This window comes from Microcoleus sp. B7-D4, assembly GCF_036705125.1.
GTDB lineage: Bacteria > Cyanobacteriota > Cyanobacteriia > Cyanobacteriales > Microcoleaceae > Microcoleus.
The window spans coordinates 25652-40028 of the sequence record NZ_JAUBTT010000020.1 but is presented as its reverse complement, the minus strand read 5'-3'; the positions used below and the strand labels follow the sequence as shown (position 1 = coordinate 40028).

Annotated in this window: 10 protein-coding genes; 4 read left to right on the top strand and 6 right to left on the bottom strand. The window is 46.0% G+C overall.

Features of this window, described 5'->3' with window-relative positions:
• Window positions 1-474 precede the first annotated feature (474 nt).
• Window positions 475-3234, bottom strand: coding sequence for a hypothetical protein (locus QUB12_RS10650; protein ID WP_333306679.1), 2760 nt, complete (start codon window positions 3232-3234; stop codon window positions 475-477).
• A 436-nt stretch (window positions 3235-3670) separates the two neighbouring features.
• Window positions 3671-5068 carry an amidase gene (locus QUB12_RS10645; RefSeq protein WP_333306677.1) on the bottom strand — a complete coding sequence of 466 codons (1398 nt, stop codon included), beginning with the start codon at window positions 5066-5068 and terminating at the stop codon, window positions 3671-3673.
• A gap of 306 nt (window positions 5069-5374) precedes the next feature.
• Here QUB12_RS10645 and QUB12_RS10640 point away from each other — a divergent pair, with 306 nt between their 5' ends.
• A complete protein-coding gene (locus QUB12_RS10640) occupies window positions 5375-6643 on the top strand; it encodes a type IV pilus twitching motility protein PilT (protein ID WP_333306674.1) in 1269 nt (422 codons plus the stop codon).
• 68 nt (window positions 6644-6711) lie between these two features.
• Window positions 6712-7512, top strand: coding sequence for a circadian clock KaiB family protein (locus tag QUB12_RS10635; protein WP_333306672.1), 801 nt, complete (start codon window positions 6712-6714; stop codon window positions 7510-7512).
• Window positions 7513-8098: 586 nt separating this feature from the next.
• Here the strand turns inward: QUB12_RS10635 and QUB12_RS10630 are convergent.
• Window positions 8099-9739 carry a thioredoxin-like domain-containing protein gene (locus QUB12_RS10630; protein ID WP_333140480.1) on the bottom strand — a complete coding sequence of 547 codons (1641 nt, stop codon included), beginning with the start codon at window positions 9737-9739 and terminating at the stop codon, window positions 8099-8101.
• Window positions 9740-9804: 65 nt separating this feature from the next.
• Here QUB12_RS10630 and QUB12_RS10625 point away from each other — a divergent pair, with 65 nt between their 5' ends.
• Window positions 9805-10203, top strand: a complete 399-nt coding sequence (locus QUB12_RS10625) for a helix-turn-helix transcriptional regulator (RefSeq protein ID WP_333140482.1) — start codon at window positions 9805-9807, stop codon at window positions 10201-10203.
• Window positions 10181-10591: a hypothetical protein gene (locus QUB12_RS10620; protein ID WP_333306670.1), complete on the top strand. Its 411-nt coding sequence runs from the start codon at window positions 10181-10183 to the stop codon at window positions 10589-10591. The genes QUB12_RS10625 and QUB12_RS10620 overlap by 23 nt, the downstream gene beginning before the upstream one ends.
• Before the next feature lie 301 nt (window positions 10592-10892).
• Here the strand turns inward: QUB12_RS10620 and QUB12_RS10615 are convergent, their stop codons facing one another.
• From QUB12_RS10615 to rppA, 3 genes are all read right to left on the bottom strand, one after another.
• Window positions 10893-12050 (bottom strand): DNA cytosine methyltransferase, encoded by a 1158-nt coding sequence (locus QUB12_RS10615; RefSeq protein WP_333140485.1) that lies wholly within the window; start codon window positions 12048-12050, stop codon window positions 10893-10895.
• Window positions 12051-12281: 231 nt separating this feature from the next.
• Window positions 12282-13613 (bottom strand): two-component system sensor histidine kinase RppB, encoded by a 1332-nt coding sequence (gene rppB / locus QUB12_RS10610; protein ID WP_333140489.1) that lies wholly within the window; start codon window positions 13611-13613, stop codon window positions 12282-12284.
• 1 nt (window position 13614) lies between these two features.
• Window positions 13615-14328, bottom strand: a complete 714-nt coding sequence (rppA, locus tag QUB12_RS10605; protein WP_333140491.1) for a two-component system response regulator RppA — start codon at window positions 14326-14328, stop codon at window positions 13615-13617.
• Window positions 14329-14377 lie beyond the last annotated feature (49 nt).

Sequence of the window (14377 nt, the reverse complement as noted above, 5' to 3'; positions counted from 1 at the left end):
TTACAGCGTAATTGGTAATAAGTAGGACTGGGCGGGAGCAACTGGGTTTATTTGTAAAATATAGGTTGGATGACTAGAAATTGGGCGAAGCACGAACTCCGAGAAAAAAAACTATATTTTTCAGTCCTGGAAGCACAAGAACCAGGTTAAGAGTCAAAATAACAGGTTGTGAGCGATCGACTTTAACGCCGAAACCTGGTTTTTTATCCTATTTGCGTCCACCACTATTTATGTATCAAATGCAGGGGGACACAGACATATATCCCAAGATGGACTTTGGTAAACTGGGTCTAATTCAGAAACCCGGTTTCTTAAAAAAACCGGGTTTTTCACCACACCACAACAGACAATTTAAATGGGTTTGTCTTGGACACGAAAAAACCTGGTTTCTACGCAACGTACTTAACCTTACCCTTACGGTAGCTAAGTATGTATTTCTTGTCAAGATTTGTCCATCTAATTTTCAATGATAGGCTAAGCGATTGACACAATACTAGCTCGCTCGTAAGGCAATCTGTTAGTCGGCAAAACATCCAGATTAATTTGCAACGAATCCAAAGCCGGATTTTCGGCTAGCAGCTTTTGCGTCAAACTCTTATTAAGAATTTCCCAGAAATCCGTTTCATTGGGATAATTAGTCAAGAAACTGTCGATGCTTTTGTAAATCGGCACAAAGTCTGGATACTCATCCTGCGTAATTCCTGGTTTGTACTGATATTTGACATCCATATTGAGGTTATTCAAACCCTGGTGATCGATCGAGTAATTAGGAATCTTGAAATCCCATGCTTCGCCTAATTTACCATCTTGAGTGCGAGTAACGGTACTGCTGCGATCGTAAGGCAATCGGTTCGTCGGTAAAACATCCAAATTAACCGTCACCGACGAAAGTGCCGGATTGTCAGCAAGCACTTTTTCGGTCAGATTTTTGTTAACAATTTCCCAAAAATCTGTTTCGTTAGGGTAGTTAACTAAAAGATTGTCAATGCTCTTGTAAATTGGCACAAAATCAGGATACTGATAATTTTGAATTCCGTCTTTGTACTGATAATTTACATCAATATTAAGGTTGTTTAACCCTTGATGATTAATTGGGTAATTTGCCAATGTAAAATTCCATTTCTGCGTCAGTTGAGCATCGGACGGAAAGAAAGCAATTCCTATTGGACGCTGTAGCTTGCTGTCGGGAGGGACAAAAATAGAACTGTTACTCGACCCTGGATTCCCCGATATGGGCAGCGGTTCGTCAGTCTTGCCATTGTACCGCAAAACAGCGCCGGCACTGTTAGCATTGGTGCGGTTGTCAAAGCCAACTGCAAACAAATTGCCGATCGGCGAAAAGGCCAAACTACCTACATAATTGCTACTGGGCGAAGTGTCAGTATAATTGGTAGATAAAACCTTGACCAATTCCCCACTTCTTAAATTGTAGCGCCTGATATCGTTAGCAAAATCGCTGACATAAAGGTCGCCGTCAGCGGGCCCGATTGCCATTCCCAAAAGACTTGCAAATCCCTGACTCCGAGGCGAAGGATCGGGCGAAGCAAAGATACTTGACTGCCGGGTTTCAGGGTTGTAACGCAGCACCTGACTGGGGAAACCGGCGCTATAATCTGCTTTACCATTGCGAGCAACACTCCCCTGCGTTGTCACATACAAATTGCCGTCAGGAGCAAACAGTAAACCGTTCGGGCCATTCAATCCTCCCCCTTGCTGATTTCCCGAAGCAAATACATCAATAAACTGTCCTGTTTTGCCGTTATATCGGAGAATTTGGTCACTCAAAAAACTGCTGACATAAAAATTACCGTCAGGGCCAAAAGCTAAACCGTAAGGGCGAAACAATCCGCCAGTTTCATCTACCGCCGTGTTCGGATTATCCCCGACAAACTTGTCAATAAATGCGCCAGTAATTCCGTCATACCGCAATACCGCAGATGCTGTCGGTTCTCCCGAATTTCCGGGCTTTTCGCCGCTAGCAACGTAAATGTCCGACTTATCATCGCCATTGCCATCTGGCCCAAAAACGATCGTATCTGGATTGGACAAACCGCCGCTTCCCGGTGGAATAAATTCGCCTAGAAAATTGCCGGTATTGCCGTCAAACCGAAGTACATTATTTCCCCTGCTATTGCCAACTAGGAAAGTTCCTTGAGGATTGCTGGGTTGAGTGCGAGTAACTTTGCTGGTGCGGTTGTAGGGCAAGGTTTGGCTTGGCAGAACGTTGAAATCTATCTTAATTGCCGCCAATTCAGGATTTTCGTTGAGGATATTTTGAGTCAAGTTTTTATTGACAACTTCCCAAAAATCAGTTTCGTTCGGATATGTGGTGAAAAAGTTATCAATGCTCTTGTATATTGGCACAAAATCGGGATATTCATTGGGAGCGATTTCCGGCTTGTACTGGTAATCTATATCGAGATTCAGCTTGTTCAATCCTTGGTGATTGATTGCGTAGTCTTTGACGGAAAAATTCCAATCTTCTGTGATTTTGCCCGATTGACTGCGGAAAACTGTACTGGCGCGATCGTAGGGCAATCTCTCTGTTGGCAAAACTTCCAGTTGAATCGTAACATCTGTCAGTACCGGATTTTCATTAAGCACCTTTTCCGTCAAATTTTTGTTAACAATTTCCCAAAAATCTGTTTCGTTCGGGTAGTTAACTAGGAAATTATCAATACTTTGGTAAATGGGAACAAAATCTGGATATTCGTTCGGGGTAATTCCCGGTTTTAACCCGTAACCAACTTTGAGGTTGAGGGTGTTTAAACCTTGGTGTTCGATGGTGTAATCTTTAAAATTGAAAGCCCAGTTTTCATCAGGAAATAGGGAAGAAGTTTGGGATAGGGAGAGTTCACCAACAGGTAAAGCCATCCCTGTCAGTTCGTCTATCTCACCTTGAGTGGAGGTAGCGGTCGGGGATTTGAGACTACTATCAAATTTAAGATTGTCGCCTCCTGACGATGGGAGCTCGAAGTCGGTTAATTGCTCAAAAAGGCCGTTAGCGAAGCCCTCGTAGAGGATCGCACTACCAGTCGCAGCCGCCGCCCAATCTAGTTTTTCAGTCAAATCGTAGCTGGTATCAACTAAAGCATTGGTATCGCCGACGGCACTTTGGCTGACCCGATTTAAGCGATCGAACTTACTGTCAAATAAGTCTAGTATTTCCGCTGAAACACCCGCAACATTTCCCGGAATCGGATTTTCTGGAAACCGTCCTGCTGTGTTAAACATAAGCTATTTTTTTAGATACACCCGCCATCGGGAATAATTTTTAAAATATCATAGCCTCTTTCCAAAAAATGTCAAGTAGCTTAAGAAGTGTTTTATATTTATTTACCCAAATTAAACTTGAAATTTGTCCCCTTTCTCAATCCTATCGTTTGCCGTTGCATCAATATTGTTCAAATGTCAAACAGATTGTTCAAATGTCAAACAGTCAATAAAAATTTATACGAAAAACCAGATTTCTAGTTCCCCGCACACAAATCCTGATTTGGCCTAAGCTGTTGTGCATTTAAATTGTATATTTAGAGTCCCGATCAAAAATCGTTAAATCCTCTCCCCCGATCCCCATCGGACCCTCTCCCTCTCTAATACCATAGGCAATCTAGATGCAACACAGCTTACCCCTAAAAAAGGGAAAAGTGATTTTATCCCTTGCTCTTTTCTATTTAAAATCTAAAACCGGGAAAGGTTTCGCCGCTTCCATCTGCGCCGCTAAAGCAATTAAAGTTGCTTCCGCCGCGGGCCGCCCGATAATTTGAATTCCCACTGGCAAACCGTTGTTATCTAAAATTGCAGGAAGTGCGATCGCAGGCAAACCGCTAGCATTAAACGGCGGACAAGGAGCAACCCAATTAATAATGCGCTGCAAAGTTTCTTCAAAACTCAAATCCGCCCACTCCCCAACCCGGATTGGCGAGTGCATATAAGTCGGCAAAACTAACACATCAAATTTTTCAAAGAATCCCACAATCCGCCGTGAAATCACCTGCATTTGATTCACCGCCCGCAAATATTCCCCAGCCGAAATAGTTCTTTCTAACAGCCAGCGATTCATCGGTTCCAAAGCAGGGCCTGGAATGCCACTTGCCGCCGCCCCCGACTGCCAAATTGCGATAAACGGTTCGATTAAACCCGTAAAATCCGGGCATCCAGGTTCGACATCGTGACCCAAATCTGTCAATAATTTTACGGTTTCGAGTACCGCTTGCTGACAGATAGGCGCAGCCTCGCCCACAGGGGAAATAGTCGTAGAAAACGCAATTCGCAGTTTGCCCTGCTGTTGACGGGAAGCCTCTAGAAAAGTCGGATTTGAATCTGGTAGCCAGTACGGATCGCCTGTTGTGTAGCCTGACATCACATCCAAAAGTGCGGCGGCGTCAGCTACAGTGCGCGCCAGTGGCCCGTTGGCCGAAATGCCACTGAGGTAATCTCCGACAGGTGCCCAGGAAACTCGCCCCCGCGACGGTTTAATGCCCACTAAACCGCAGCAGGAAGCTGGGCCTCGAATCGAACCGCCACCGTCTGAACCTTGGGCGATCGCGCATAAACCCGCTGCTACAGCCGCCGCTGAGCCTCCACTGGAACCTCCGGGTGTATAGTCTAAATTCCAGGGATTGCGGGCGGGCGGGAAACCTTCTGGTTCGGTGTAAGGCAATGAGCCAATTTGAGAGGTTGCTGTTTTCCCCAGAATGTTAAATCCTGCTGCTTTGATCCGCCATACTACTGACTCATCGTAGGCAGAGATGTTACCCAGCAAAGCCTGAGTGCCGTATGTACACGGAACGCCGGTAACTGGTGTCAAGTCTTTAATGGCGATCGGCACTCCGAAAAAAGGTGGCAATTCCTGTGGCTTGTTTAACCCAGCTAGTTTTTCGGTTTGAGATTTAGCCAGGGCGATCGCCCGCTCGGCCGTTACAGTAAAATAACTTCCCAGCTCAGGGTTTAATCGCTCAATGCGTTCCAAGTAGAGATTGACAATTTCTAAAGGCGACACTTCCAGGGTGCGGATCGACTCCGCCAACGAGAGAGCTGGAGTAAAAGCCCGATCGACAGAATTCATCCGTTTAAGTCCTTAATATTGGGCTAAAGTATCAATTTATACTGCTTACTTGCGGAAAACTCTTTTCCTTAACAAAAATTCTCCCAAAAAGTAGAAAATCCATATTTGCTCCTAGGGCCAGAGCGATCGCATCCTCCAATTGGCAGAATATTTCCTTATTAGTGCAGCATTATGACTCCTTCTTAGGATAGACTGAGAACAACAGTTAAGCTTTTGTGCAAGAGACGCACAATGGCGATCGGCATTGTCCAACTTCCACAAATCATCTGTTCGAGTCAGCCTTCTCACCAACTTAAGGTAGCGCATATGACACAACAGCATCCGCCCGCTCCTCGCCCGCCCGTACCCGGAGCCCCCCCACCGCCAGGAATGCCCCGCCCTCCAGCTCCCGGGATGCCCCCCAGAGCAGCAGGAATGCCACCAGCACCGCCGCCCGCACCCGCACCAGCAGCGCCACCCGCACCAGCGCCACAATCCTTCGCCACACCTAAAGGCCCGAGCTCTAGCAGCGGGGGAGTTCCGAGTTTGAAAGAGCTAGTAATCCGAGCCAAAGATGAAGGAGTATCCGACCTTCACCTCGGAGTAAACGAAGTTCCCCGCTTCCGCACCCGGGGCGAGATTGCCGACATCGGCTATCCACCGACCGATTTAGATACGTTTTTTGGCTGGTTGCGGGAGTGCATGAGCGATGAAGAAATTGAAATTTTCCAAAAAACCCTAGACTTTGACGGCGCTTTCGACTTCGGGTTCGTCCGCATTCGGATCAGTTGCATGGACTCCTTGGCCGGCCCGGCAATGGTGCTTCGGCTAATTCCTGCCAAAATAATGACACTGGAGGAATTGAAACTGCCGGAGGTATTTAGGAAAATATGTGGCTACCACAAAGGGCTGATTTTGGTGACAGGCCCGACAGGTTCGGGTAAGTCTACCACGTTGGCCGCGATGATCGACTACATCAATAAGAATAAAGCCTACAATATCATCACGATCGAAGACCCGGTAGAATTCGTACACGAAAGCAAAAAATCCTTGATCAAGCACCGGGAAGTCGGCAGGCACACCCTCAAGTTTATGAGCGCTCTCAAAGGCGCTCTGCGACAAGACCCGGATATGCTGCTAGTAGGAGAAATTCGGGACAGAGAGACGGTGGAAATCGCCCTCAAAGCCTCTCAAACCGGTCACTTAGTTGCAGGAACCCTGCACACGAACAGTGCGGTTAAGACCCTGAACCGGATTCTTGATATGTTCGGGGCGGAAGAACAGGATGCCATACGGGTTTCAATTTCCGAATCCCTAGTGGCGATTATTGCTCAACTGCTGTGCAAAACCACAGACGGAAAGCGGGCTGCTTTCCACGACGTTATGATCAATACCGACGTGGTTAAGGAATACATTCTGAAGGGCCAGAATGAGGAAATTAATCAAATCATGATCAAAGATACTTATGAAGGCATGACGACGATGAATAAGTCGCTCTACGGCCTTTATCAAGAAGGTCGGATTACTGAAGAACTTTGTGTAGAGAACTCGCCGTTCCCGAACGAAATGGCTCAGATGCTCCGAGGTCGAGTCTAAAGGTCGAGTGTTAACAGTTAGCAGTTAAAAGTTAACTGTTAACTGTTAACTTTTATTGGTGTACTGAATTGAAAGTCGATCGCCCTATTTTGCCAGAAATTTTCAAAGGCATTGCGCTGTTTACACCAGGGGGAGACTTAATCTATTGCATAGACCCCCACAAGCAAACTCGGTGGCATTTGCAGTTGTGCGTAGCTCTACAGGAGATCCTCGGTTTGTCGGAACCGCCACATTTTCTGATACCTTGCTACACGGCAACCGTTGACTCCTGGCTCGATCCAGGCGATCGGCAGGTGCGGGTTGCTGCCGAGGCTTACCCCCCCGTGCTCCGACATCAAACACTGCTGAACGCCATTTTTGGGACTGGCGACTTAGTGTGGCATCCCCGGAGCGAAGAAATGTGCGAACCGATGGCAATCGCTACTTATCACGAACAATTCCCCGAACTTTGGGAAAATCACGACTTAGTTGTACAGTATGCCAGCCCCGAAGCTCGATCGGACTGGAACAGTTCGATCGTAACTCCCTTGGGCTTTCCGCAATCGCAGCAGACTCGGCTTCCCAAACCAACAGCACTCACCCCACCGCCACAAACTCAAGGGTACGTTTTGCGTCTGTTTGTTTCCGGCAGCAACCCCAGCACCGAACGCACCCTCGAAACTTTACACCAGTTCTTAGAGAAATGCCTCGATCGTCCCTACACTTTAAAAGTAATTGATGTTTTGAAACATCCAGACCAAGCTGAGGCAGATCAGATTTCAGCAACTCCTACTTTGATTAAAATCTGGCCGAAACCCGTGCGACGAATTGTCGGCGAATTGAACGATAATGAAAAAATAGTGCGGCTGCTGAGCTATGCGGAATTTTAGATTGGGGCGAGGATTTTTGCGATTCTTTAATACGGGCGATCGCGCAATACAGTTCAGTTAACACTGTTAATTCCCCGGAGATCCCCCTAAATCCCCCTGATTGTTGGGGGACGCAAGAGCAACTTCTTGTCCCCCCCTTCGTAGGGGCGGTGCCAAGAGTGCCCGCCCTCTTGGCTTGGCTAGGGGGGATCAGTCTTATCTGAACCGTATTGGGCGATCGCGGGTTAACTCACCATTGAATTAACAGCATAAGACTTATGCACGATTGTTTAGAAACCGGGTTTTTTTACGAAAAGACCTGTTGTAGGCCGCAGATTCGGTGAAAAACCCGGTTTCTCCGTCGCCATGCGACTGGGGCAGTCCTGGACGCACGAGACCAAAAAAACCCGGTTTCTCTTTGTGGCGATCGAGCGTATATGACAAAATTACCTGAAGAAACCTGGTTTTTGCGTCCATGACTGTTAGGTTAACTTACTTGGCTTGAAAATTGTGGTAAGGTGCGCCGAAGAGCACCCTACTTTACCACAATATTTCTGGCAATCACGAGAATTGAGAACCGTGCCTGAAGTAAAAAAGGTCGATCGACTTAATCAGGAAGACAAACATCCGGGGCGCACAAACTGGGGAAATCCAAAGTTGTGACTTCCAGCGTATCCAACTCAACTCTTCGGATTACATGATTGTTCGTATCAGCAACAAACAAATGAGGCCCGATCGCACTCAACCCTGAAGGTTCAAAAAATCGAGCCTTGAGACCTTTAGCATCAACCAAACCTGCTGTACCATCTCCAATCATTGTTCTGCACGTACCGCCCCGGTGGTCGATCCGCTTAATTTTGTGATTGTAAGTATCAGCAACCCAGAGGTAATTTTGAGCGTATTCAACACCTAAACAGTGCTGTAACCTTACCTCCTCAGCGCGACCATCTTTATCTCCAAAACCAAACAATTCACCGCTACCGCAGACTGTACGCACCTTCGGGTCTTCATCAATACCCACAGCGCGAATCGAACTAATTTCGCTGTCAGCAACAAACAACTCCGATCGATCGGTAGACAACCCGCTGGGCTGAGAAAAAGCAGATTCTGCAAGACTTCCGTCAACACAGGATTCTCGGCCAATACCTGCATAAGTGCCGATCGTGCCCGTGTCTAACTGCATTTCCCAAATTTGGTGGGAACCCGCCATTGCAATAAAAAGTCTATTTCCAACTCTTTCTAAATCCCAAGGCGAATTCAATTGCGTTTCTAAACCCTTGCCGCTGCGGGGGGAAATTTCGTGACTTTGTTCGCCGGTACCAGCAACAGTTTCTACCCGTTGAGTCGTAAAATCAATCTTTCTGAGAGCATGATTTTCCGTATCAGCAACATATAGAATTTGACTTTCTGCATCAAAAGCCATACCTTGAGGTGCATAAAACTCAGCCTCTTCAAAGTTCCCATCAGTTAAACCCGGTTTACCGCTACCGATAACGTGCAGCACCTCACCTTCGAGGGTGCTGACAACAATCCTATTGTGGCCGGAATCGGCAATAAATAAGCAAGAACCCACTAAGTTTTGGATGACTGAATTAGCAGGCCCCGGCAATACAGTTTCATCTACAGATTCATTTTCCTGACTCATTTCGCCCAAAAGCGCGCCCTGTTGGTGAAGCTGTTTTGCCTCCGTTGCAGCGATCGCAAATGCCAGCACTTTACCGGGAAAAGCCAGCGGTGTTGATACAGGTTTGCGCTGTTTTTCTAAGGTAAAACGCAGTTGTTTAAAGTTGAGTGCATTTTTATCTTTGTATTCAGCAATTAACTTGCCAACTAACTCGTCAAGTGCTTCTCTATTGCCTTCGCCCGAAACAAAGCCAACGACATAACTTTCAGGATCGATCACCATTAAAGTCGGCCAAGCGCGAACCGCGTAGCTTTGCCAAACTTTCATGCCGCTGTCAACGATTACAGGATGTTCGATATCGTAGCGGAGGATAGCTTGGCGGATGTTTTCTACTTCTTTTTCGTTTTCAAATTTAGCCGAGTGAACGCCGATAACCGTGAGGGAATCTTTATATTTTTGTTCGAGGTATTTTAAGTCGGGCAGGACGTGCAAGCAGTTGATGCAGCAGTACGTCCAGAAGTCGAGAAGGACGACGCGCCCTTTTAAGGATTCAATGGATAAAGGTTTTTCGGTGTTTAACCAGGGGTAGTTTCCGGGGAATTCTGGTGCTCTGACGCGAGGCATGGCATCTCCTGGGTAGGATGTGAATAATTTTTTTACTTCTTTAATTTAGCGGGAAGTTTGGCAGGATGGGAAGAAAGCTTACTAAACCAGGGTTTTTGGAGACAGCCAAGATGGCTGTGCCACCAGAGGGGAGTGAGTTCAGTGTTCATATTGCCACATTGAATACTTTAGTCTGTAGAACTTTTGTATTCAAAACCTTACTATTTCTCTCTATGCAGCCTAGCAAACTAGACCAAACTTTAGGACTAGAAATACAACGTCGTCGCATAGAGAAACGTTGGTCACAAGAATATCTGGCAGAAGTCACAGGTCTGCACAGAACCTATATCAGCCAGCTTGAGCGAGGACTGAAAAGTCCATCTGTTAGAGTTCTTAGTCACATAACAAATGCTCTGGACATAACAATGGGTGAATTTTTACGAGTTGTAGAGGAACTCTTGAGTGCTGACGGAAAACGAGATTGAAAGATTGAGGCAAGCCATTATTGCTACCATTGCATCTCCAGTTATAGGCTCGATAGAGGATTATACTTGGGAAGCTATTTTTCATTATGTCAAGCATATTCCTTTATCAGATCCAGCATTAGGACGTAGCAAACTCCTCTATGATGCTGTTGACACCACGACTGCAACTGGTTGGTCACTCAAATCTCTTCAACTGAATAGTCTTACTGTTGTAAATACATTTTTGTTTGTCATTCAGAGAGCAGATGTGATCAAAAAGGCTGCCCAACTTGGTTTTCCTGGTTTGACGGAACAATCCTCACCTGCTGAACTCGGAGCAGCTATTGTTCAGCATTGGAACGAGAAAATTATATCGAGTCAAGCAGCACAGAGCATTACCAATAGCTAGGTCGGCATACTGCTGAAAACCATTAGAGGATATGAATATATTTACTGTGAATTCCCTCTTAATCCACTTGACCCAAATGCTTTTTCTTGGGCTTGGACAGTTGATAGAGTTACTGGAAGATCCGGAGTAGGCCTACAAGGCAATGTTGCAGGTAAGCTAGAGTTAGTTTGGTACAAGAATCAAAAGCAACTTTTTAGAGCTAGAACCATTCCTCCAGAAGCCGTTCACATTAGGGTTCAGCGAACTCGTATTACACTTGATCGATATGTGCAAACTGTTCTCTCAGCTTTGCAAGATCAACTCAGTACACAGTCTTTGGACAGTGAACTTGGAGAATAGATGCAGCTATTGCTTTACCTAGAAGTGGGGGTACTGATTCTCCGATTTGAGAAGCCATATCAGTGTATGTTCCCAGAAAGTTAAAGTTATCTGGGTAAGAGTGCAATCTTGCAGCTTCACGGATGGTAATTGTCCGATTTTGGGTTGGATGAAAAAACCTGCCCGATCCGGGATGGAAAACCCACCTTGTGATAGTTCTTGCTGGTTTATCCCAGTAAAGCCTTCCATATGCACCGCTATAGTGCTTTTTAGGAGCTAATTCCGGTGGCAAGTCTCTAGCATCTTGCCCTTCACTAAGAAGACGCACTCTTGACATTTGAATGGGGCTCAAAGCACGAGCAACGTGATTGAAAAGTTTCGTACTTCCATTACGTATCATTGCTTGGTACGCAGTTTGGGGTGGAAAAGGATAAACTTCAGCATTATATTCCTCTCCTGCGTTCAATGACGGCAAATCTCCAATCGCATCTTTAACTGTGACGACTGAAGAAATGTTTGATTCTAGGAGACTAAGTTGGTAACAAGATTTAGTAGATCTGTAATCGCTTCTAATGTCGCCAGCGTGTGTAGGTTCAGGGAATTGAAGTGGTTTATCTAAACTCGCCAGGAAAAAAGCCCTCGATCGGGTCTGCGGTACTCCATAATGCGCGGAGTTTAGTGAGCCATAAGTGACTTTATAACCTTGCGACTCAAGTTGCTGTGTAATTTCATTCTTAACTACACCACCATAAGCTTTCAATATTTCAGGTACGTTCTCCATAACAACGTAAAGAGGTCTAAATTCCTGTACGAATTCTAAAAATGTCCGATATAACTGATTGCGAGAGTCGCTGAGGTAGCGATAGTCAGCAGGAATATTTCTTGAAAACCCTTGGCATGGGGGGCCGCCTATCAACGCTGTTAGTTCCTCCCTCTGCAAACCCAAACATAATCGCAAATCCAAAGGATTGATCTCACGTATATCCTGATGAACAATTTTGGTGTTTGGGTAATTATGCTTATAGGTCGCTAGAGCTTTCGCATCCATCTCGATCGCACATAAAGATTCAAAACCAGCCAGGTGAAATCCTGTAGTCAAGCCACCCGCACCAGAAAATAAGTCAATAGTCTTATATGTCATAATCGAATACTATAGTATTAGGAAGCTATTGTCAACCAACTTCAGCAATTGGCGTCTCTTGCTTGTCCTAAATTTTAGGCTTGCTTTTCCCTGCAATTATTTTCCAAAATAACCAATACACCGTTAATTTTTTTGTGGTCGATCGCACTTGCGATCGAGTTAACCCACAGATTGATATTCTGCGGTTCCCCTTGCAAAGGCAATCTTGACGCGATCGCAGTAATATTGTTTTCATTTGAGTGGTAGACGGATTGTAAATGTACTGCCTTTTCCTAACTCACTCTGGACTTGAATGCTGCCTTGATGAGCCACTGCGATCGCACTTGCAATCGATAGCCCTAATCCAGCACCACCCGTGGCTCTAGAACGATCGCTCTGCACTCGGTAGAAACGATCAAAAATCCGCGTTTGCTCGGCTAGGGCAATACCAACACCTGTATCTTGAACTTGAATTATGGCTTCCTTGTCGGTGCAATCGAGGATGGCAAGGATTAGCCCTCCTGGGGGAGTGTAGTTAATCGCGTTGGTAATTAAATTCGTCACCATTCGGTAAAGTTGGGCTTCATCCCCAAGAATTACAACGGCTCGCGAAGCACGAATTTCTAACTTCAATTCCACCGAAGCCACCATTGCTAAACCTGCAAGTTCTTCTACTAAATCGCCGATCAGATAGTTGAAACAGCAATGCTGCAATTGAGTCGGAATCTGTTGTTGCTCAAGTCTACAAATAAACAATAAATCTTTCACTAACCTAGAAAGGCGGATGTTTTGTCGTTCGATAATATCGAGGTTTTGACTAACCTCCGGTAAATCTTCAGCCAGACGAGTATCCTCAACAGTAGCCTGAATGACAGCCAGAGGCGTTCGCAATTCATGAGCGGCATCGGAGGTGAATTGTTGCATCTGGAGATAGGACTGATAAATTGGTCGCATCGCTAATCCAGATAACCACCAACTAGCTCCTCCCACTAGCAGCATGACCAAGGGTAAGCCTAAAAAGAGCAACAATCGCAAAGTGCTCAGATAAGCATCCCATTCTTTGAGCGATCGCCCAATTTGCATATAACCCCAAGGCAAACCGCTGTTTGTTCTCAGTAATAGAGAAATTTGATAAAAGCGATCGCCATTAGAAAGATGCAGAATTTGCCAAAACTCTTTTGGTGCAAAGTTTTCTAATACATCCGGCTGCTCTCCAACCTTTGCTAATATTTCCCCAGATTGGTCTAAAAAGCGGAGATAATATCCCTCCTGCTGAAACACCCTAGCAGTATGTCGCGCCCCGTCATTGCCTGAAGAGTAACAGTTTTCATTCCACAGACATAAACCGGGCAAAATAGTTTTCAAGCTGGATGAAAGCTGTCCCGGTTGTTGTAATTGTGGTTCGATAGTGTCATGCAGCGTTCCGGCTAAGGACTGTAGTTTTTCCTGGAGGATGTATCGCTGCGTGTGAAACACAACCTGATAGACTGCAACACCGCATATACCTAACAACAACCCAATGACGATCGCATACCAACCCGCAAGTTGCCAGCGCGTGCGGTTAAATAGCTTGTTGGAGTGCATATTACTTGCTCAAGCGATACCCGAATCCATGAACCGTTTCAATCATCCCGTCACAGCCATAATCTGCCAGCTTGCGGCGCAACAGACGAATTCTAGCAGCAACTACATTGCTCATCGGGTCAGTATCCACATCCCACAGCCGAGTCAAAAGTCGATCGCGCGTGAGGATTTGGTTCGGGTGCTGCATGAAATATTCCAGTAACCGAAACTCATTAGCCGTCAGAGGAATCACCGTTAGCTGTCCTCCGTCATCCGTAGTGGAGATGATGGATTTAGTATAGTCAAGCCGCAATCGCCCCGCCTCAAGTTGGGCAGGATTGAAATATGGCGACTGTTCTGGCGACAAACTCCGTCCCCGTCGCTGAAGTGCTCGCAACCGAGCTAACAACTCCGCTTTCACAAACGGTTTCATCAAATAGTCATCAGCCCCAGCATCCAGCCCCGCCACCATATCCTCCGTGCGATCTTTTGCCGTCAACATCAAAACGGGTAAAGGATTATTCTGCCGGCGCAAGCGTTGGCATAGTTCGACGCCAGAGATTTCCGGCAGCAACCAGTCAAAAATGGCAACCGTGTACTCGATCCATTGGTCTTCCAGATAGTTCCAAGCAGTGGTGCCATCTTGCACCCAATCCACCAGGTACTTTTCTCGGCTCAAGGTGCGTTGCACGATCGCACCCAAATCTGGTTCGTCTTCCGCCAGCAGAATTCTCATTTTATAGCTATCTCGTCCGATACTTTTTTACTAACAAACAGATCATACT